General features: G+C 60.2%; 19 protein-coding genes and 1 tRNA gene. 15 read left to right on the forward strand and 5 right to left on the reverse strand.

Features of this window, described 5'->3' with window-relative positions:
• From MK208_RS16555 to MK208_RS16565, 3 genes are read right to left on the reverse strand one after another with little or no spacing between them, the layout of a single operon-like run.
• On the reverse strand, positions 1 to 393 hold the full coding sequence (locus MK208_RS16555) for a DUF1801 domain-containing protein (RefSeq protein ID WP_294118471.1): 393 nt from the start codon (positions 391 to 393) through the stop codon (positions 1 to 3).
• Positions 390 to 989: a dimethylsulfonioproprionate lyase family protein gene (locus MK208_RS16560; RefSeq protein ID WP_294118472.1), complete on the reverse strand. Its 600-nt coding sequence runs from the start codon at positions 987 to 989 to the stop codon at positions 390 to 392. Before MK208_RS16560 ends, MK208_RS16555 begins: the two co-directional genes overlap by 4 nt.
• Positions 986 to 2,050, reverse strand: coding sequence for an alcohol dehydrogenase family protein (locus tag MK208_RS16565; protein ID WP_294118473.1), 1,065 nt, complete (start codon positions 2,048 to 2,050; stop codon positions 986 to 988). Before MK208_RS16565 ends, MK208_RS16560 begins: the two co-directional genes overlap by 4 nt.
• Positions 2,051 to 2,259: 209 nt before the next feature.
• Between MK208_RS16565 and MK208_RS16570 the strand changes: the two genes are divergently transcribed.
• The 9 genes from MK208_RS16570 to MK208_RS16610 all read left to right on the forward strand — a co-directional run bounded on the left by MK208_RS16570 (position 2,260) and on the right by MK208_RS16610 (position 11,862).
• A complete protein-coding gene (locus MK208_RS16570) occupies positions 2,260 to 4,554 on the forward strand; it encodes a bifunctional salicylyl-CoA 5-hydroxylase/oxidoreductase (RefSeq protein WP_294118474.1) in 2,295 nt (764 codons plus the stop codon).
• On the forward strand, positions 4,551 to 5,309 hold the full coding sequence (locus tag MK208_RS16575; protein ID WP_294118475.1) for an SDR family NAD(P)-dependent oxidoreductase: 759 nt from the start codon (positions 4,551 to 4,553) through the stop codon (positions 5,307 to 5,309). The genes MK208_RS16570 and MK208_RS16575 overlap by 4 nt, the downstream gene beginning before the upstream one ends.
• Positions 5,306 to 5,767 (forward strand): MarR family transcriptional regulator, encoded by a 462-nt coding sequence (locus MK208_RS16580; RefSeq protein ID WP_294118476.1) that lies wholly within the window; start codon positions 5,306 to 5,308, stop codon positions 5,765 to 5,767. Before MK208_RS16575 ends, MK208_RS16580 begins: the two co-directional genes overlap by 4 nt.
• 3 nt (positions 5,768 to 5,770) lie before the next feature.
• Positions 5,771 to 6,571 carry an enoyl-CoA hydratase family protein gene (locus tag MK208_RS16585; protein ID WP_294118477.1) on the forward strand — a complete coding sequence of 267 codons (801 nt, stop codon included), beginning with the start codon at positions 5,771 to 5,773 and terminating at the stop codon, positions 6,569 to 6,571.
• 70 nt (positions 6,572 to 6,641) lie between these two features.
• Positions 6,642 to 7,808, forward strand: coding sequence for an acyl-CoA dehydrogenase family protein (locus MK208_RS16590; RefSeq protein WP_294118479.1), 1,167 nt, complete (start codon positions 6,642 to 6,644; stop codon positions 7,806 to 7,808).
• The gene (locus tag MK208_RS16595) at positions 7,805 to 9,415 is read left to right on the forward strand and encodes an AMP-binding protein (RefSeq protein ID WP_294118481.1); all 1,611 of its coding nucleotides are present in this window, start codon (positions 7,805 to 7,807) and stop codon (positions 9,413 to 9,415) included. The genes MK208_RS16590 and MK208_RS16595 overlap by 4 nt, the downstream gene beginning before the upstream one ends.
• The gene (locus MK208_RS16600) at positions 9,415 to 10,254 is read left to right on the forward strand and encodes a tryptophan 2,3-dioxygenase family protein (protein ID WP_294118484.1); all 840 of its coding nucleotides are present in this window, start codon (positions 9,415 to 9,417) and stop codon (positions 10,252 to 10,254) included. The genes MK208_RS16595 and MK208_RS16600 overlap by 1 nt, the downstream gene beginning before the upstream one ends.
• Positions 10,255 to 10,256: 2 nt before the next feature.
• Positions 10,257 to 11,450, forward strand: coding sequence for a kynureninase (gene kynU, locus MK208_RS16605; RefSeq protein ID WP_294118485.1), 1,194 nt, complete (start codon positions 10,257 to 10,259; stop codon positions 11,448 to 11,450).
• 16 nt (positions 11,451 to 11,466) lie between these two features.
• Positions 11,467 to 11,862 (forward strand): RidA family protein, encoded by a 396-nt coding sequence (locus MK208_RS16610; RefSeq protein ID WP_294118486.1) that lies wholly within the window; start codon positions 11,467 to 11,469, stop codon positions 11,860 to 11,862.
• Here the strand turns inward: MK208_RS16610 and MK208_RS16615 are convergent.
• On the reverse strand, positions 11,859 to 12,746 hold the full coding sequence (locus MK208_RS16615; protein ID WP_366011258.1) for a GNAT family N-acetyltransferase: 888 nt from the start codon (positions 12,744 to 12,746) through the stop codon (positions 11,859 to 11,861). The genes MK208_RS16610 and MK208_RS16615 overlap by 4 nt on opposite strands.
• A 37-nt stretch (positions 12,747 to 12,783) precedes the next feature.
• Here MK208_RS16615 and MK208_RS16620 point away from each other — a divergent pair, with 37 nt between their 5' ends.
• A complete protein-coding gene (locus MK208_RS16620; RefSeq protein WP_294118487.1) occupies positions 12,784 to 12,927 on the forward strand; it encodes a hypothetical protein in 144 nt (47 codons plus the stop codon).
• Here the strand turns inward: MK208_RS16620 and MK208_RS16625 are convergent.
• A complete protein-coding gene (locus tag MK208_RS16625; RefSeq protein WP_294118489.1) occupies positions 12,924 to 13,610 on the reverse strand; it encodes an IclR family transcriptional regulator in 687 nt (228 codons plus the stop codon). The two genes, MK208_RS16620 and MK208_RS16625, sit on opposite strands and share 4 nt — an antisense overlap.
• A 74-nt stretch (positions 13,611 to 13,684) precedes the next feature.
• Here MK208_RS16625 and MK208_RS16630 point away from each other — a divergent pair, with 74 nt between their 5' ends.
• From MK208_RS16630 to MK208_RS16650, 5 genes are all read left to right on the forward strand, one after another.
• On the forward strand, positions 13,685 to 14,875 hold the full coding sequence (locus MK208_RS16630; RefSeq protein WP_294118490.1) for a CoA transferase: 1,191 nt from the start codon (positions 13,685 to 13,687) through the stop codon (positions 14,873 to 14,875).
• Positions 14,872 to 15,708: a citryl-CoA lyase gene (locus MK208_RS16635; RefSeq protein ID WP_294118492.1), complete on the forward strand. Its 837-nt coding sequence runs from the start codon at positions 14,872 to 14,874 to the stop codon at positions 15,706 to 15,708. The genes MK208_RS16630 and MK208_RS16635 overlap by 4 nt, the downstream gene beginning before the upstream one ends.
• A 111-nt stretch (positions 15,709 to 15,819) precedes the next feature.
• Positions 15,820 to 15,893 (forward strand) — tRNA-Gly (locus MK208_RS16640).
• A 158-nt stretch (positions 15,894 to 16,051) separates the two neighbouring features.
• Positions 16,052 to 17,845, forward strand: coding sequence for an ABC transporter transmembrane domain-containing protein (locus MK208_RS16645; RefSeq protein ID WP_294118494.1), 1,794 nt, complete (start codon positions 16,052 to 16,054; stop codon positions 17,843 to 17,845).
• Positions 17,846 to 18,085: 240 nt separating this feature from the next.
• Positions 18,086 to 19,984 carry an acyl-CoA synthetase gene (locus tag MK208_RS16650; protein WP_294118495.1) on the forward strand — a complete coding sequence of 633 codons (1,899 nt, stop codon included), beginning with the start codon at positions 18,086 to 18,088 and terminating at the stop codon, positions 19,982 to 19,984.
• Positions 19,985 to 20,092: the final 108 nt, after the last annotated feature.

A 20,092-nucleotide genomic window follows, 5' to 3' on the forward strand; every position in this document is an offset into this window, starting at 1 on the left:
TCAGCCCTTTTTCTGATGGTAGGTCAGCGCCATCATCGCCATGATGTGCAAGGCCTCTTCCGGCAGAGGTTGCCCAAGTGGGATGTGGACTGCGCGCGTCCCGTCGTAGTCAAACAAATCGCCAAACCTGTGCCGCCAGGCCTCTACCAGCGTTGTCTGGCAATGTACCAGAAATTCGACGCGATCTGGCGATTTGGCCGACCAGCTCAGCCGGATCGGCGTGCCGATGCGCTTGGGAGGCGCAAAGCTTGGCTGTCCCCATTTGAGGGTTTCTGTGAGCGGTATGTCTGCGATGGTGGCAGCCCGCCGGATCAGGGATTGCAAAGCGAGACAGGCCGCACGGGGAGACGCTGGTAGGTTTGCAAAATAGTCCTCCACATCTGATTCTTTCATGCCCCGGTCTCAGCAGTGGTCAAAACAGGCGGCGTCTCAAATCGATTGCGCCAGATCACATAAGCCATCAGTGGGCTGTCATGCGTTATTGTGGCGTGTGGCTCATTGCTGGCATGAAATACGGTGTCGCCAGGCCCCAGCAGTTTAGGCGGATGGCCCGCGCGTTGAAATTCAGCGCTGCCGGAGACCACAAGGTACATCTCCTCCGCAGGATGCTGGTGGAAGGGATAATGCAGGCCAGCGGGCATGTAGACCATCCAGGCGCGCATCGTGTCGCTCATGAATGGCGCGGTGTCCCCGATCAGACCAAAGAAGCCAAAACGGGTGAGGAAATCTTCTCCGATATCCGTGTCCTGATAGACGTCCAGCCAGTTGGCGCTGGGCGCCGCCGCCAAAAGCGCGTCTCGCATGACTGCGAGCGCTTCGATGGTTTGCCCTGGCGCGCGTTGCATCTCTGTGCTGGCCCTTACGGTTCGCGGGGTGAACGGGTTTTGCCATACATATTCGGGGAAGGCGCAGAAGTCGGACAAGTCAGGGTGGGCTTCATGCGTGGCCCTTACTGCGTTGAGCAGTAGATCAAATACCTCTGATGTCATGGTAAAACCACGATATTGCCGGTGTGTTTTTTGGCGATGAAGGCGGTTTGCGCGGCCACCAGATCGGCGAGCGGATAGGTCGCGGCCAAGGCTGGCTGGATGTCCCCGGCTTCGATGTAGCGGATCAGATTAGGCATGACCTCGAGATCAATCACCGTGGAGCCGGTAAACGTCAGGTCGCGCAGATAGAGCGTGCGCAGGTCCAGACCGACCATCGGCCCTGCGATGGCGCCGGAGCAGGTGTAGCGCCCGCCGCGTTCCAGCACGTCAATCAATGTCGGCCAATAGGGGCCGCCAACAACGTCGCCTACAACGGTGATTTTCTCATCACCCAAGGCGGCACGCAGGTTCTCTGGCGCGCGCGGCAGGATGCGGTCGGGGCCAAGTTTTGCCACGGCCTCGTGTTTCGCCTCGCTCGCCATGGCAATCACCCGCGCGCCGCGGCGTTTGGCAAGCTGCACCACGGCCCCACCAACGCCGCCGGAGGCACCTGGCACCAGCACAGTGTCGGCCTCACTGACTTTCGCGCGGGTCAGCATGCCTTCGGCGGTGGAGTATGAGCAGGAGAAGGTGGCCAGTTCGGCATCCGAAAGCGGGCTGTTGACCGCCAAGGCATTGCGCGAGGGCAGCACGCAATACTGGGCAAAGCCACCGTCACATTCGGAGCCAACATAGCCGGTTTTGGTTTTGTCCGTGAGGTTGTCCGGGTCGCGCAACCAGCAATCGGTGATGATCCGTTCGCCAATGCGGGCGGCATCCACGCCATCGCCCACAGCCACTACTTCTCCACAGATGTCGGCACCCTGAATGCGCGGGAAAGCGAGCGGCTTGCCACCCCAACTGGGATCGTCGCCGTCCGGCGCTTCCTCTGCCGAACTGTCCGTCGCGCCGGTGACCGCCTTGGAATACCAACCCGCGCGGGTGTTCACATCGGTGTTGTTCATGCCGCAAGCTTTGACCCGCACGAGAACCTCGCCTGCGCCAACCGATGGTACCGGCCAATCGGTGCGCCATTCGTATTTGTCCATACCGCCGTGACCAGTGAGGATCATGGCAGTCATTATGGCAGGCAGAGTCATGGCGCGTCCTTTCGAAACTCACGCGGATCGAACCACGGCGGGAGACATTGCGCAATGGGGTGCGTGGCGGAAGGGATGCTTGAGAAATTCACAGGTTAGAAATTTCAAGCTTGAAGTAAATTGCGACTCATCCTAGCGTGAAGTCAGCGACGGGGCGCTTGCCGCTCCGCAAGTCGACATTGGAGGGGATGATGCGAGTTGCGTGTTTGGGCGGTGGTCCCGCTGGACTTTACTTTGCCATATCAATGAAGCTGCGCGACCCGTCGCATGAGATTGTAGTGATCGAGCGCAACCGCGCCAATGACACCTTTGGTTGGGGCGTGGTGCTGTCTGATGATGCGCTAGAGAACCTGCAGGTCAATGATCCCAAATCGGCTCAGAGTATTCGCGATCATTTTGCCTATTGGGATGACATTGCGGTGGTGCATGACGGCGTGCGCACGGTGTCCGGTGGGCATGGATTTGCCGGGATTGGCCGCAAGCAGATGCTGATCCTGTTGCAGGAGCGCGCGCGGGAGTTGGGTGTCGAGATGCGGTTTGAGACCGAGTTTGACGACATCGAAGCGATCCGCGCGGAGTATGATCTGGTTGTTGGTTGTGACGGCTTGAACAGCCGCGTGCGGGAAGCTTACGCAGACCACTTCAAGCCAGAGATCGACGTGCGCGCATGTAAATTTGTCTGGCTTGGCACGCATCAGAAGTTTGACGACGCCTTCACCTTCATCTTTGAGAAAACGCAGCACGGTTGGATCTGGGCGCATGTCTATCAGTTTGATGATGAGACGGCGACCTTCATCGTGGAGTGCGGGCAGGAGACCTGGGACAGCTTCGGGTTCGAAGACATGTCCAAAGAAGAGATTGTTGAGACCTGCCGCGCGGTCTTTGCCGACCATCTTGGTGGGCACGAGTTGATGAGCAACGCGGCGCATTTGCGTGGCTCGGCTGTGTTCATGAATTTCCCGCGGGTGCTGTGTGAGAAATGGCACCACGAAAATGTGGTGCTGCTGGGTGATGCCTCCGCCACGGCGCATTTCTCGATTGGGTCCGGCTCGCGGCTGGCGTTTGACAGTGCCATTGCACTGGCGGAGTTCCTGCATTCCGAACCAACCATGGAAGGGGCTTTTGAGCGTTATCAAGACGAGCGGCGGCTGGATGTGTTGCGGCTGCAGTCGGCGGCGCGCAACTCGCTGGAGTGGTTTGAGGAGGTGGAGCGCTACCTCGATCTGGACCCTGTGCAGTTCAACTATTCGCTGCTGACGCGCAGTCAGCGCATCAGCCACGAGAACCTGCGCTTGCGGGATGCGGACTGGCTTAAGTCCGCGGAAAAATGGTTTCAGGATCAGGCGGGGGCACCTGCGGAGGCTCCGGTGCGCGCGCCAATGTTTGCCCCATACAAGATGCGCGATATGGAACTGGCTAACCGCATCGTGGTCTCACCCATGGCGCAGTACAAGGCGGTGGATGGCTGTCCAACCGACTGGCATTTGATCCACTACGGGGAGCGCGCTAAGGGTGGGGCCGGGCTGGTCTACACCGAGATGACCTGTGTGAGTGCTGAGGGGCGGATCACGCCAGGCTGTCCGGGGCTTTATGCGCCCGAGCATGAGGCGGCGTGGCGGCGGTTGACGGATTTTGTGCATGCCGAGACGGACGCGAAGATCTGCTGTCAGATTGGCCACTCTGGGCGCAAGGGCTCCACGCAGGTGGGTTGGGAGATCATGGATGCGCCGTTGAAAGAGGGCAATTGGGAACTGGTCTCAGCCTCAGCGATCCCGTGGAGCGAAAACAACGCTGTGCCACGGGCCGCGACGCGCGCAGATATGGATGCGATCAAGGCGCAGTTTGTGGCAGCGGCGGAAATGGCAGAGCGCGCTGGCTTTGACATGATCGAATTGCACGCGGCGCACGGCTATCTGATCTCTAGCTTCATCTCACCGGTGAGCAATCAGCGCGACGACACATATGGCGGCAGCCTGGAAAACCGCTTGCGGTATCCGCTGGAAGTGTTCGCAGCGATGCGGGCGGTCTGGCCATCAGAAAAGCCCATGTCGGTGCGGATTTCGGCCAGTGATTGGGTCGGTGAGGATGGCGTAACCCCGCAGGAGGCGGTGGAGATTGCCAAAGCCTTCCGCGCGGCGGGAGCGGATATCATCGACGTGAGCGCGGGGCAAACCAGCACCGAGGCCAAGCCGGTCTATGGCCGTATGTTCCAGACGCCGTTCAGCGACCGCATCCGCAACGAGGCGGGTCTTCCAACCATGGCGGTGGGCAACATTTATGAGGCGGATCACGCCAATTCGATCCTGATTGCAGGACGGGCAGACTTGGTGGCGGTGGGCCGTCCACATCTGGCCGATCCTTATTGGCTGCACCATGAGGCGGCGCGGATTGGGGACCGCCATGCCACTTGGCCCAAGCCTTACGAGGCGGGGCGGGATCAGGCCTGGCGCTTGGCAGACCGTGAAGCGGAGATGATCCGGGTATGAGTGTTGCGGGCAAACATGCGGTGGTGACAGGCGGCGGCACCGGCGTTGGCGCTGCGATCGCGGAGGCCATGGCGCACGCCGGTGCCAAGGTCACCGTCGTGGGCAGACGCGAGGGGCCATTGCGCGAAGTGGCGGGCAAACACAAGTTCATCGGCTGGAAGGTCTGTGACGTGACCGATGCAGACGCCGTACGTGCGGCCTTCGCCGAGGCGCGGGCTTTGGACGGGCCGATCGAGATCGTCGTGGCGAACGCCGGCGCGGCGGAGAGCGTGCCTTTTGCCAAGATGACACCGGATCATCTGACGGCCATGTTGAATGTGAACCTGGCCGGTGTGGTGAACGTCTGGCAGGCGGCGCTGCCGGATATGCAGGCGGCAGGCTGGGGACGGTTGATCGCCGTGGCCTCCACCGCTGGCCTCAAAGGCTACCCTTATGTGAGCGGCTACTGCGCCGCCAAACATGGGGTTGTGGGGCTGACCCGCTCCGTGGCCATCGAATTGGGCGACAGCGGCGTCACCGCCAACGCGATTTGCCCGGGATTTGTCGACACGCCGATGCTGGACCGCTCGATTGCAAACATCGTAGCGAAGACCGGTATGAGCGCGGAAAAAGCCCGCGCCAGCCTCACGCGGGGCAACCCGCAGGGGCGGTTTATCGAGGTGGATGAGGTCGCAGGCGCCGCGCTGTGGCTGTGCGAAGACGCGGCGCGTTCTGTAAACGGCCACGCCATGACCCTGTCGGGAGGGGAAGTATGACCGAGACACAAAATGACCTGAGCAAAGAGCGGCTGCGGCTTTGGCTGAAGCTTCTGAAAGCCTCCGGCATGATCGAAGATGAAATCCGCCGCCGCCTGCGCCGCGAGTTTGACAGCACTTTGCCACGGTTTGACGTGATGTCGGTTCTGGCGCGCTTCCCGGAAGGGCAAAAGATGAGCCAGATCAGTGATTTGCTGCGCGTGTCTAATGGCAATGTCACCGGCATTGTGGACAAGCTGTCCGATGAAGGCTTGGCGCAACGGGTGGCGGTTCCCGGAGATCGCCGGGCCTCGCTGGTGAAGCTGACTGACAAGGGCATCGCCGCCTTTGCAGACCATGCTGCGACCCACGAAAGCTGGCTTAACGAGATGCTTGGCGGTCTTGGCGCAGACGATGTGGACGGCATGGCGACCCGTCTGGAGCGGCTGATTGAGACATTGGAAGACAGGGAGATCTGAGCGATGCGCACGGATGTGGAGCACTTTTTGTGCAGTGTTGTGGACGGCATCGCGACGGTGCAACTGAACCGCCCGGAGCGGAAAAACCCGCTCACCTTTGACAGTTATGCCGAGCTGCGCGACTGGTTCCGCGATTTGAGTTATGATGATGAAGTCAAAGCGGTGGTCTTTGCCCCCAACGGCGGCAATTTCAGCTCCGGTGGCGATGTGCATGACATCATCGGCCCGCTGACCAAGATGAGTATGAAAGAGCTTTTGGCCTTCACCCGCATGACCGGCGATCTGGTCAAAGCCATGGTGAACTGCGGCAAGCCGATCATCGCGGCGGTGGACGGGGTTTGTGCGGGCGCGGGGGCGATCATTTCGATGGCGTCGGATCTGCGCATTGCCACGCCGGAGGCCAAGACGGCGTTCCTGTTCAACCGCGTCGGGCTGGCAGGCTGTGACATGGGCGCGTGCGCGATCCTGCCGCGTATCATTGGACAGGGCCGGGCGGCAGAACTGCTCTATCTGGGCCGCGCGATGACAGCGCAAGAAGGATTTGCCTGGGGCTATTTCAACCGCGTGGTCGCGGCGGATGCTTTGATGGGCGAGGCGCAGGCCTTGGCGCGGCGCATCGCGGATGGGCCGGGCTTTGCCAATATGATGACCAAAACCATGCTGGCGCAGGAATGGTCGATGTCGATTGAGCAGGCCATCGAGGCCGAAGCACAGGCGCAGGCAATTTGTATGCAGGGGCAGGATTTCCACCGCGCTTATCATGCCTTTGTCGCCAAGGAGCGGCCTGTGTTTGAGGGCGACTGAGGGTTTCTTGGGGGCCAGCCCCCAGACCCCCGAGATATTTGACGAATGAGAAAGCAGGGGAGGCTTTCACATGGCGGATCAAACTTTTTTGGACTGGCCTTTCTTTGAGGAGGCCCATCGTGCGCGGGCTGCAGAGTTGGAGGCCTGGGCTGAGAGCGCCTTGGCCTCGGTGAGCCATGCGGATGTGGATGGCACCTGTCGCGATCTGGTGGCGCGATTGGGCGATGCAGGCTTTTTGCAGGCCACGGCGTCTGAGGAGGGCGCGTTGGATGTGCGGACGCTCTGTTTGAGCCGGGAGATTTTGGCGCGCCATGATGGGCTGGCGGATTTTGCCTTTGCCATGCAGGGGCTGGGCACTGGGGCGCTCTCTCTGTTTGGCACGGACGAACAGAAAGCGGCATGGCTGCCGTTGACGCGGGCTGGTAAGGCGATCGCTGCCTTTGCGCTCACCGAGCCGCAGTCTGGCTCTGATGTGGCGAACTCCACCATGACCGCGACGCGGGACGGCGATCACTTTGTTCTGAATGGCGAAAAGACTTGGATTTCCAACGGCGGGATTGCCGATGTCTACACGGTTTTTGCGCGCACAGGCGAAGCGCCGGGGGCCAAGGGTCTGAGCGCCTTTGTGGTGCCTGCGGACACGCCGGGCCTGTCGGTGGTGGAGAGGTTGGAGACCATCGCGCCTCATCCATTGGCGACTTTGAAGTTTGACGATTGCCGCATTCCAGCCGACGCCTTGATTGGCGAAGCAGGGCGCGGCTTTGCCATCGCCATGTCGGTGCTGGACGTGTTCCGCTCCACCGTGGCGGCGGCGGCGCTGGGCTTTGCCCGTCGCGCACTCGATGAAGCCGTGGCACGGGTTCAGGCGCGAGAGGTGCAGGGCGCACCGCTGTTTGAGTTGCAGATGGTGCAGGGGCACATTGCGGATATGGCGCTGGATGTGGATGCGGCGGCGTTGCTGGTCTATCGTGCGGCTTGGGCCAAAGACAGCGGCGCGCCACGGGTGACACGGGAGGCGGCTATGGCGAAGCTCTTTGCCACCGACCACGCGCAGCAGGTGATCGACAAAGCGGTACAGCTCTTTGGTGGCGACGGGGTGAAATCCGGCGAGGTGGTCGAACGGCTCTATCGCGAGATCCGGGCTTTGCGGATTTATGAGGGGGCAAGCGACGTGCAGCGCGTGGTGATTGCGCGCCAGACCTTGGCAAACGCGACAGCAGAAGGAGCAGGAAAATGATGGGCGCCAGCGCACATGAGGACAGCTTCACGCGGGACAATCTCCCCCCAAAGGAGACGTGGCCGGACCTGTTGTTGGCGGGGTTTGACTGTCCGGAACAGATGAACGCCGGCTGGGAGTTGACCGATGGCATGGTCGCCAAAGGCTTTGGCGACAACACCGCGCTGATCGGCAATGGGCGCCGCCGGACCTACAAGGAGCTAACCGACTGGACCAACCGGCTGGCGCATGTGTTGGTTGAGGATTTGGGGGTAAGGCCCGGAAATCGCGTACTTATTCGATCGGCCAATAACCCGGCGATGGTGGCGTGCTGGCTGGCGGCCACCAAAGCTGGTGCGGTTGTGGTGAACACCATGCCGATGCTGCGCGCGGTGGAACTGACCAAATATGTTGAGAAAGCGGAGATCAGCCACGCCATTTGCGACACGCGGCTGATGGAGGAAATGACGGCCAGTGCCGAGGCCTGCGACGGGCTGAAAGTGATTGGCTTTGACGGCACGGCCAACCACGATGCGGAGCTGGACCGGCTGGCACTCGAAAAGCCCGTGACCTTTGAGGCGGTGCCGACGGCGGCGGATGACGTGGCGCTGATTGGCTTCACGTCTGGCAGCACGGGGGAGCCGAAAGGCACCATGCATTTTCACCGCGATCTGATGATCATTGCCGATGGCTATGCCAATGAGGTGCTGGACGTGCAGCCGGAAGACGTCTTTGTCGGCTCCCCACCTTTGGCCTTCACCTTTGGGCTTGGCGGGCTGGCGATCTTCCCGCTTCGCTTTGGCGCTGCGGCGACGTTGCTGGAGCAGGCCACGCCGCCCAATATGATTGAGATTATCGAGAAGTATAAGGCCACTGTCTGTTTCACCGCGCCAACCGCCTATCGCGCGATGTTGGCGGCGATGGACGAGGGGGCAGACTTGTCCTCCTTGCGGGCGGCGGTGAGTGCGGGGGAGACCTTGCCTGCGCCGGTTTATGAGGAGTGGCAAAAGAAAACCGGCAAGCCGATGTTGGATGGCATTGGCGCAACGGAGTTGTTGCATATCTTCATCTCGAACCGGTTTGACGATCACCGCCCGGCCTGTACCGGCAAGCCTGTGACCGGTTATGAGGCCAAAGTGGTGGGGCTGGATGGCGCGACCTTGCCACGCGGTGAGGTAGGGCGTTTGGCCGTACGCGGCCCAACCGGGTGTCGCTACTTGCGCGGCGAACGGCAGGACGAATATGTTGTGGACGGCTGGAACATCTCCGGCGATGCCTTCTGGCAAGACGAGGACGGGTACTTCCACTTTGCCGCGCGCAATGACGACATGATCATCTCCTCCGGCTACAACATCGCTGGGCCGGAAGTTGAGGCTGCTTTGTTGGCGCATGAGGCGGTGGCAGAATGTGCCGTGATCGGCGTGCCGGATGAGGCGCGCGGCGCGATTGTGGAGGCGCATGTGGTCCTGGCCAGCGGGGCTGGTGATGAGGCCATTACCAAAGCGTTGCAAGATCACGTGAAAGCCACCATCGCCCCCTTTAAGTACCCGCGTTCGGTCGTGTACACCGACGCATTACCCAAGACGGAAACCGGCAAAATTCAGCGGTTCCGCCTGAGGAAGAAATGATGACAAAGCAAGCTTATGATCCGTCCACCGACGGGGCCAAAATGTCTTTCAAGGATGCCATGTCCTATGGCGACTATCTGCATCTGGACGGGATCCTGAACCAGCAGCACCCGCAAAGCGACGCGCATGACGAGATGCTGTTTATCATTCAGCATCAGACCTCCGAGCTTTGGATGAAACTGGCGTTGCACGAACTTGGCGCGGCGCGGGAGGCGCTGAAGGCTGGGGATTTGAGCCATATGTTCAAGATGCTCGCGCGGGTCAGCCGGATCTTTGAACAGCTCAACTCCGCCTGGGATGTGCTGCGTACGATGACCCCGGCGGATTACACCACCTTTCGCGAGGCACTAGGGCCAAGCTCCGGTTTCCAGAGCCATCAATACCGGTTGATCGAATATGTGCTGGGCAACCGCAATCCCAATATGGTGAAGCCCCACGCCCATGTGCCGGAGGCCAAGGCGGCTTTGGAAGCAGAACTGGCGCAGCCGAGTTTTTATGACGAGGTGATCCGCTATCTCTATGTCTCTCTGGATGGGGATGACAGCGCCATGCCTGCGCCGCAGATGACGCAGCCACATGAAGCGGTGGCAGAGGTTCAGGCGCGCTGGAAAACTGTCTATGAGGATGTGGGCACCCATTGGCGGCTGTATGAACTGGCCGAGAAACTGGTCGATCTGGAAGATTACTTCCGCCGCTGGCGGTTCAATCATGTCACCACGGTGGAACGGGTGATCGGATTTAAACGCGGGACCGGCGGCACGTCGGGCGTGCAGTATCTGCGCAGGATGCTGGATGTGGAACTTTTCCCCGAACTTTGGCACCTGCGCGGAGATTTGTGAGCATGGGCGTTTCGCTTCCGAGAAAAGAGCTGTTTGATGTGCCCGAGGGCGTGATCTACCTCGATGGCAACTCGCTGGGCGTGCTGCCCAAGGGCGCGGCTGAGCGCGCGCAGAAAACCATCACCGAAGAATGGGGCGGACAGCTTATTAAGGCGTGGAACACCGCAGGCTGGATGGCGCTGCCACAGGTCGTGGGCGACCGGCTGGCAGACTTGATCGGGGCACCGGCAGGCTCTGTGGCCACCGGCGACACGCTGTCTATCAAAGTCTATCAGGCCTTGGCGGCGGCGTTAAAAATGCGCCCCGACCGCAAGGTGATCCTGTCTGACAACGGCAACTTCCCGTCGGACCTTTACATGGCTGAAGGGCTGATCAAGACGCTGGACCAAGACTACGAGCTGCGCACACCAGCGCCCGAAGATGTGGCCGAGGCCATCACAGAAGAGGTTGCCGTGGTGATGCTCACACAGGTGGATTACCGTTCGGGCCGCATGCACGACATGGACGCGATCACCAAACGTGCCCACGAGGTTGGCGCCGTGATGATCTGGGATCTGGCGCATTCCGCTGGCGCGGTGCAGGTTGATATGGCGGGCAGCAACGCAGAGTTTGCCGTCGGCTGCACCTACAAATACCTCAACGGGGGGCCAGGGGCCCCGGCCTTCATTTATGTCCGTCCCGACATTGTTAAAAACATCGAACCGGCGTTGTCCGGCTGGCTTGGTCATGACGCGCCCTTTGCGATGGAGCTCAACTACCGCCCAGCCTCTGCCACCGAGCGTATGCGCGTGGGTACGCCGCCGATCCTGCAACTGGGCGTTTTGCAAGAAGCGCTTAAGGCCTGGGACGGGGTCGATATGGCGGAGCTACGGGCCGCCTCCCAACGTCTGTCTGATCTGTTTATCAATGAGGTCGAGGCGCGCTGCCCCATGCTAACACTCGCCAGCCCACGGGACGCCAATGCGCGTGGCTCACAGGTGTCCTTTGCATTTGAGCACGGCTATCCGGCGATGCAAGCAATCATTGATCGTGGCGTGATTGGTGACTTCCGCGCGCCCAACATCATGCGCTTTGGCTTCACACCACTCTATCTGGACGACGCGGATATCGTCGCAGCGGCAGAGATCATCGAAGATGTCATGAGCAATGAACATTGGCGCGAAGACAAATACAACGTGCGCTCACGTGTGACGTAAGACGAGGACTAAGGGTTTGAAAACAATACATCCTGAGGGCTGGGCACCCGCGCTGGGCTACGCCAACGGCATGCTGGCCGAAGACGGCACGCTGCACATTGGCGGGCAGATTGGCTGGAACAGTCAGAAGGTCTTTGAAAGCCATGATTTCATCGGCCAGATGACGCAGGTTTTGCAGAACATTCGTGAGATCGTCGAAGCCGCAGGCGGTCAGCCCAGCGACATTGCCCGGCTGACTTGGTTTGTGAAAAGCAAATCCGAGTATTTGGCGCATCAACGCGAAGTGGGGCAGGCTTACCGCGCGGTCATGGGAAGGCATTTCCCAGCCATGTCTTTGGTGGTCGTTGCTGATCTTGTGGAAGACGAAGCCCTGCTGGAGATCGAAGCCACGGCGCACATCGGCAGGGGTTAACCTGCCGACATTGCCTTGCGGTCCAAAAGCCTCAATGGCGACAATAGCTTGCCCAAGGGTGGCCACCAAATCCAGCTGCCGCCCAAAGGCCGCAGTGTAGCGCCGGTACCCAGTTTAAACCGCGCCAGACCGGCGGCTTTTTCGGTGTCCACCTGTCCTAATTCCAGCTTGGTCACGCCTTTGCCAGCCAGCCAGTTCATACCTTCCCACAAAAGCAGATTGTGTGCGCTGGCAGCGCGGCCGGCTTCGGTGGTGTGGCTGATGTGATAGGTGGCGCTGTCGCCATGACACAGGAACAACATCGCTGCCACAGGCTCTTTGCCGTCAAAGGCTGTAAAGAGCTTTGCACTGCCACGGTTGGCCTTGCTATAGGCCAACGTCAGCGCGTCCGACCATGTGGAGTAGCCGCGTGATGCCTGTTGCTGCGCGTCCTGTTGCAAAATCCAGTTGTCGGGTTTGATCGGCAGGTTCTGTCGCGTCACGCGCAGGCCTTGTCCTTCGGCAAACACCAACCGGTTGCGCCATTTCTGATGCAGTTTCGCCCGCAGATCTCCAGTCAGGTCCAACTCTGCCACGTGGGTCGGAGTCATCACCGGCACAGCGCCCAGATTGCCAAGCCAAGGCGCGGGGTGGTCCGGGTTGATCACCAACACCTCGCGCCGCAGGCCCGCCTCGCGGATCAGACCGGGCAGGGTGGCTTTCTCAATTGTGGCGCGCGGCAGCATGGCGATATTCACGCCACCCATCTTGCGGCGCAGCACCAAAGTGCCGTCGCTCAGCGTCTTGGTCTGCGTCTCGGTCAAAGACAAAGCCTGACGGTATTCGTCGCTCTGCTGCAAAGGGCGCGCGGGGAGGGGGAGGGAGACATCCAACATGTCCGCCATTAACGCATCTGAAACCTAATTCATGGTTAATGAAAGAATGAGAAAGTCAAAACAATCCGCCGTAATGGGGCAATTTGCACCCACCGTGAAATGGACCAAGGCCAGCGCCGTGCTCTTGGCCACCGTGATTTCGATCCCGGTGTTTTTGGTGCTGACGGCGATCGATGTGCTGTTCCTCTAAAGAATGTCGCGGCCCAAACTCTGAGCGGCCAGCAACACGCGCAGCCGCGCCATTTCCAGCGCATCGCCGCTGAGCCGCTCCAAAGGCCCGGACACCGCCAAAGCCCCGTGAAACTGCCCCGTGGCATCCACAACCGGCGCCGCCGCCGAAGCAATATGCGGATTGCGCTCCCCCGCCGAGGTGCAGCTGCCGTCCGCTTTTAGCCGCGCCCTGGCCGCAGCTTCCTGCAAACTATAGGCCGCAAGCACATGCCCCGCCGCCCCGGCGCGTAGCGTTAGCCGCGCGCCTTCGTCCAAATGGTGGCGCACGGGTTCGGGCGAGTTTTCCCGATAGAGACACAGCCGCTCATCTTGGTCGAGCACATAGAAAGACGCCGTTTCCCCGGTCTCTGTCACCAGTTGGCGCAATACAGGGCGTATGGCGTCCCCCATCTCAAAATTGCGCCGGTAGAGTGTGCCTAACCGCCAGAGAGCAGGGCCGAGCCGAAACCGCCGGTCCGCATCGCGTTTGAGGTAGCCATAGCGCTCCAAAGACGCCGCCAGTCGCGACACATTGCTTTTGTACAGCCCGGTTTCCTTGGCGATTTCTGTCAGCGTGAGCGACCGCCGTTCAGCCGAAAACGCCTCCAAAATCGACAAAGCTTTCTCAACGGATTCCACGCGGGTTTCGGTCAACTGTTCCACTCTGCGCAACCATTGACTCCATGTGTTGCACCATTTGGATCGCGCGTCTAGCTCCCATGGCGAAAGGACATCCCATGAAACCACTCACGGACATTCGCGTTTTGGACCTCACCAACGTGCTCGCGGGCCCCTTTGCCTGCCACCAACTGGCCCACATGGGGGCCGAAGTGATCAAGGTCGAAGCGGTCGGGCGCGGCGATCTTGCGCGGCAGTTGGGGGCCGATCCCGAGCTCAGCCAAAACAACATGGGAGTGTCCTTTCTCGCCCAAAACGCAGGCAAAAAATCCGTCACGGTGAACCTTAAGAACCCGGATGGCAAAGCCCTGTTTGAGAAGCTTGTCACCACCGCCGATGTGGTGGTGGAGAACTTCCGCCCCGGCGTTATGGGCCGTTTGGGCGTGGGGTATGACCGATTAAAAGAAATCAAGCCGGACCTGATCTATTGCGCCATCTCGGGCTTTGGCCAAGATGGCCCGTGGAAACACCGCCCGGCCTATGACCAAATCATCCAAGGTACATCGGGGGTGATGTCGGTCACTGGCGACGCGGCCCGCGCGCCGTTGCGGGTGGGCTACCCGATCGCCGACAGTGTGGGGGGCATCACAGCGGCCTTTGCCATCGCCGCCGCGCTCAACGCCTGTCCACGCGGCACCTTGATCGATGTCTCCATGTTGGAATCCGTGCTTGCCACCATGGGCTGGGCGGTGTCCAACTATCTGATCGCTGGCGTCAAGCCACAGGCCAATGGCAACGAAAACCCGACTTCTGCGCCCTCCGGGGCGTTTGAGGCAGGCGGCGGCTTGATCAATATCGCCGCCAACAAAGACGAGCAGTGGGTGCTGCTCACAGATCACCTCAGCCTCGCGGCCCTGCGCGATCGTCCGGAATACGCAACACGCGAGAGCCGTAAGACAAACAGACTGGCTCTTAAAGTGGAGCTGGAAGCAGTTTTGAAGACCCGCTCCGCGCGGGATTGGGCGAAAGAACTCAACAAAATCGGCGTACCAGCGGGAGCCGTTCTGACCGTGCCAGAGGTGCTCGACATGCCGCAGATTGCAGACCGTGGCTTCCTGCATCGTTTCTCCGACGTGCCGGGGGTGGGGCGGAACATTGATGTGGTCACCACCGGCGTGAAACTCGACGGCGCGCCGCTAACCGTGGACAGCCCGCCACCGGAGTTGGGCCAAGACAACAACGATATTTACGGCAGTCTCGGTTTTTCCAACGACGCCCTCGAAACCCTCAAACAAGGCGGCGCGATATGACAAAACCCAACTCTGACGTATCCGATTGGTGGTCCACCTCGATCATCGACATGGCCCCCGGTCAAATCCGGTTTCGCGGTCACGACATTCAGGACCTGATCGGCAATGTGTCCTTCCCACAAATGATCTGGCTGATGACGCGTGGCGATCTGCCAACGCCAGAGCAAGCCCGCCTGCTGCAATGTGCCTTGGTTGCTGCGGTAGATCACGGCCCGCAAGCGCCGTCGATTGCCGCCGCGCGTATGGCGGTGACCTGTGGGTTGGGTCTCAACGGCGCCATGGCCTCCGCGGTGAATTTTCTCGATGACGTACACGGCGGGGCTGGAGAGCAGGCCGTGGAACTCTACAGCTGGATCGAAGAAGCCGTGCAGAAGGGCGCAGACCTACAAGCCGCCACCGCAGAAATGATCGACAGATGGCAGGCCGAGCGCGGCAAATTCATTCCCGGTTTTGGTCACCGTTTTCACAAGCCCGAAGACCCACGCGCGCCGCGCTTGCTGCAACTGGTTGACGAAGCCGCCAGCCAAGGAGTTGTCTCTGGCCGCTTTGCCGCCATTGGCCGCGTCCTGCAGACGGAACTCAACGCCCGCAAAGGTAAGCCGGTGCCGATGAACATCGACGGCGCCACGGCGGTGGTTTACGCCGAACTGGGCTTTGCCGGCCCGCTGGCACGCGGGCTTTTTTGCCTGTCCCGATCCGTGGGGGTGATTGCCCACGCCTGGGAACAGATGGAGCAAGGCGGACGCAACAAGGGACCAACGCCACCGCACTACCGCTGGACCTACACGGGCAAGCACCCGATAGAGCGCGAAACAGTTTCCAACGAAAGCTAAAACCGCTTGGGCCAACCTCCGCCCGATCCATAAAAATCGCCCAAGTTGCGGGAAACGTCTTGAACCCACTTGACCTCCCCGAGAGGCTGAAATACATCAAGCAAACCTCGGGCGGGTATGGTGAAATGGTATCATAAGAGCCTTCCAAGCTTAAGGTGCGGGTTCGATTCCCGCTACCCGCTCCAAGGTCAAACTTCCTGACAATTCAACGTTCTGGCCCCCACCTTTTTCTGGGGTGCTATGCCATGTCGCAGGTCTGCCTGGTCCTTATGCATATCTGACGCCTTGACCCGCCCGCGCGCTGCGTCCACTAACGGCTAACACCAAAGCCAAGGACCCGAAGATGGCCAGACAACCGCAACAAGCAAACGCGGAACTCGACCGTGAGAAAAGCAAAAACATCGGCGCGCTGCGTGGATTGCGCCCGTTTTTGGCGCCTTACCGGTTGCTTGTTGTGCTGGCGCTTTGTGCATTGACGCTGACTGCCTCTGTGTCCTTGATGCTGCCGGTGGCTGTGCGCCGCGTGGTCGACAATTTTGGCACTGAAAGCGACGCGCTTCTGGACAAGTATTTTCTCGCCGCCTTGGGTTTTGCTGCTTTGCTCGCCGTGGGCACGGCGCTGCGCTATTTGCTGGTGACCCGCCTTGGCGAATTGGTTGTCACAGACATCCGCAAAGCTGTCTTTGCGCGTGTGATCAACATGAGCCCTGCGTTTTTTGAGAACTTGATGACCGGCGAAGTGCTCAGCCGCATCACCACCGATACCACCGTGATCCAATCCGTGATTGGCTCGTCGATCTCCATCGCGTTGCGCAATGTCATGTTGTTCATCGGGGGGCTGGTTCTGATGCTGTTTACCTCCACCAAACTGACCCTGATGGTGCTGCTGGTTGTGCCAATGGTGATTGTGCCGATCATGGTTCTGGGCCGTCGCTTGCGCAAACGCAGCCGCGAAAACCAAGATTGGATTGCCGAAAGCTCTGGCAATGCGTCCGAAGCGTTGTTGTCGGTGCAAACCGTGCAGGCCTTCACCCATGAGCCGCAATCTCGCACGAACTTCAACCGTGTGACCGACCTGTCGCTGAGCGCGGCTATGCGCCGGATCAACACCCGTGCGCTGCTCACCATGATCGTGATCTTTCTGATTTTCACCGGCGTTGTGGTTGTGCTGTGGATGGGCGCGCGCGACGTGCGCGCTGGTGGCATGAGTGTCGGCGTACTGGTGCAGTTTGTGATCTATTCGGTGATGGTGGCCGGGGCCGTAGGGGCTCTGTCCGAAATTTGGAGCGAGCTGCAACGCGCCGCCGGGGCAACCGAACGGCTGGTGGAATTGCTGCATGCCGAGGACACCGTAAATGACCCGGCCCAGCCCAAGGCGCTGAGCGAACCGGTCAAAGGCGAAATCACCTTTGAAGACGTGTCGTTCCAATATCCGTCGCGTCCGAATATTTCTGCGCTGGATAACGTGACCCTGACCATTCAACCCGGCGAGACGGTTGCGCTGGTGGGGCCATCCGGCGCTGGCAAAACCACGATCATCCAGATGATCCAACGCTTCTATGACCCGTCCAAGGGGCAGGTGAAGCTCGACGGCATGGCACTTGAAGCCATGCAGCGCGATGACTTCCGCCAGCACATGGCGCTGGTGCCGCAAGATCCGGTAATCTTTGCCGACAGCGCGCGTGAAAACATCCGCTTTGGCCGTCTGGACGCCACCGATGCCGAGGTAGAAGCCGCCGCTAAAGCCGCCGCGGCGCATGAGTTCATCACCGCGCTGCCTGAAGGCTACGACAGCCCGCTCGGCGAACGCGGCGTGATGCTGTCTGGGGGACAGAAACAACGGATCGCCATCGCCCGCGCCATCCTGCGCGACGCGCCGGTTCTGCTCTTGGATGAGGCCACTTCGGCGCTGGATGCGGAAAGCGAACGTCTGGTGCAGGCGGCAGTGGATGAACTGGCCGAGAGTCGCACCACCATCATCGTGGCCCACCGTTTGGCCACCGTGAAAAAAGCCGACCGCATCATCGTGATGGAGGAGGGCCGTATCGTGGCCCAAGGCCGCCATGATGACCTGGTCGCCGAAGGCGGGCTCTACGCCAAACTGGCACGCCTTCAATTCACCGCTGGCGCTGCCTAAATCTGTAGGGTCGCGCCGCATTAAAGCGCGCGCGACCGCAGGCTGATTTTGAGGTGGACTGCATTCCTTTTACGGTTAATCTGACGTAACGTTTCAGGTCCGCTTGACCTTAGGTTCGGCTGGCCTTGAACGGGGCGCAGGGTGTTTTTGGGATCATCTTGACGGAACGCGTCCAACGTGGGCTGGACTGGCGGAGGTCCGGCGGATTGGGGCAAGCAACCCAAGGGGGGAGAATAGACTATGAGCTTTGAATCTTTGGCAGACCTGAAAGCCATCGAGAACGAAAAACCGTGGGATCAGCGGGACAACCCCACCACGGTCTATGAGATGTTGACCAACACCAAGGACAAGTTTCCAAACCGTCCGGCGGTCAGCTATCAGATCTTCTCTGGCCCCAAAGACAAAGCCGAAACCGTCACCTGGTCAGAGCTGCATGCCAAGACCACCCAAGCGGCCAATATGTTCCGCGATCTGGGTGTGGGCGAAAAAGACACCGTGGCCTATGTGCTGCCGAACTGTAACGAGACCATGTATGCGCTGCTCGGTGGCATGGTTGCGGGCATTGTGAACCCGATCAACCCGCTGCTAGAACCGGAACAAATCTCTGCCATCCTGCGCGAAACCGACGCCAAAGTGGTGGTGACCCTCAAAGGCTTCCCCAAAACCGACGTGGCCCAAAAAGTGGCCGAGGCCGTGCGCCACGCGCCGCATGTGCACACGGTGCTGGAAATCGATTTGGTCAAATACCTGACCCCGCCAAAGTCCTGGATCGTGCCACTGATCCGGCCCAAAGTCTCCGGCCCGCAACACGCGGACTTCAAAGACTTCAACAAGGAACTGGCGAAGTACCCAACCACGCTGCAGTTTGCCGACAGCGAGGCTGACCGTGTAGGAGCTTACTTCCACACCGGTGGCACCACCGGCATGCCAAAAGTGGCACAGCACCTCTATTCCGGCATGATCTACAACGGCTGGCTTGGCGACCGTTTGCTCTTCACCGAAGAAGACAACATCATGTGCCCGCTGCCGCTGTTTCATGTCTTTGCCGTGCACGTCATCATGCAGGCGGCGATCAAATCCGGCGCCCATGTGGTCTTCCCAACCCCAGCAGGCTATCGCGGCGACGGCGTGTTTGATAACTTCTGGAAGCTGATCGAACGCTGGAAAATCTCCTTCATCATCACCGTGCCAACCGCCGTGTCCGCGCTGATGCAGCGTCCTGTGGATGCGGATATTTCCTCCGTGAAAACCGCTTTCTCCGGCTCCGCGCCGATGCCAATGGAGCTGTTCAAACGCTTTGAAAGCACCTGTGGTGTGGATATTGTCGAAGGCTACGGCCTGACCGAGGCGACCTGTCTGGTGTCTTGTAACCCGCCCTCGGGGGCCAAGAAAGTTGGCTCGGTTGGCCTGCCGTTCCCCTATACTGATGTGCGTATCATTAAGAACACGCCGGACGGGCCTATGGAATGTGCGGCCGATGAAGTGGGCGAAATCTGCGTTGTCAACCCCGGCGTTTACGCAGGCAACACCTACACGGAAGCGGATAAAAACGTTGATCTGTTCCACTACGGCACCCACCTGCGGACCGGCGACCTCGGTCGTCTGGACGAGGACGGCTATCTCTGGATCACCGGTCGTGCCAAAGATCTGATCATCCGTGGCGGTCACAACATCGACCCGGCGGAGATCGAAGAGGCGCTGCTGGCGCACCATGATGTGGCTTTTGCCGGTGCCATCGGTCAGCCGGACAGCCACTCCGGTGAGGTGCCTTGCGTTTATGTCGAGCTGGTGGACGGCGCGACTGTGACCGTTGAAGATCTGATGAGCCACGCCAAAGTGCACGTGCACGAGCGCGCCGCGCATCCGAAGTACGTGGAGATCATGCCAGAGCTGCCCAAAACCGCTGTGGGCAAAATCTTCAAACCGGACCTGCGCAAAGCGGCCATCACTCGGATCTATAATGCCGCCCTTGAGAAAGAAGGCGTGCCAGCGCGGGTCGACTTTGTCCTGGACGACAAGAAGCGTGGTCTGGTGGCGCAGTTGAAGAAATCCGGCGACGCCACAGACGAAGAAGTTGGCAAGGTGCTTGGCGATTTTGTCCGCCCATGGGAATGGGCCAGCGACGAATCGGCAGCCTGATCCGGCACGAAGGGGAGGGGGCCAGCCCCCTCGTCACCGCAGGGCGGTGCCTTCACCCCGGGGATATTTCGGGAATGAGAAGATATCTACGAAAAAAATAGTAGGGCG

The organism is Shimia sp. (assembly GCF_022448905.1).
In the GTDB taxonomy this organism is placed as follows: domain Bacteria; phylum Pseudomonadota; class Alphaproteobacteria; order Rhodobacterales; family Rhodobacteraceae; genus Shimia.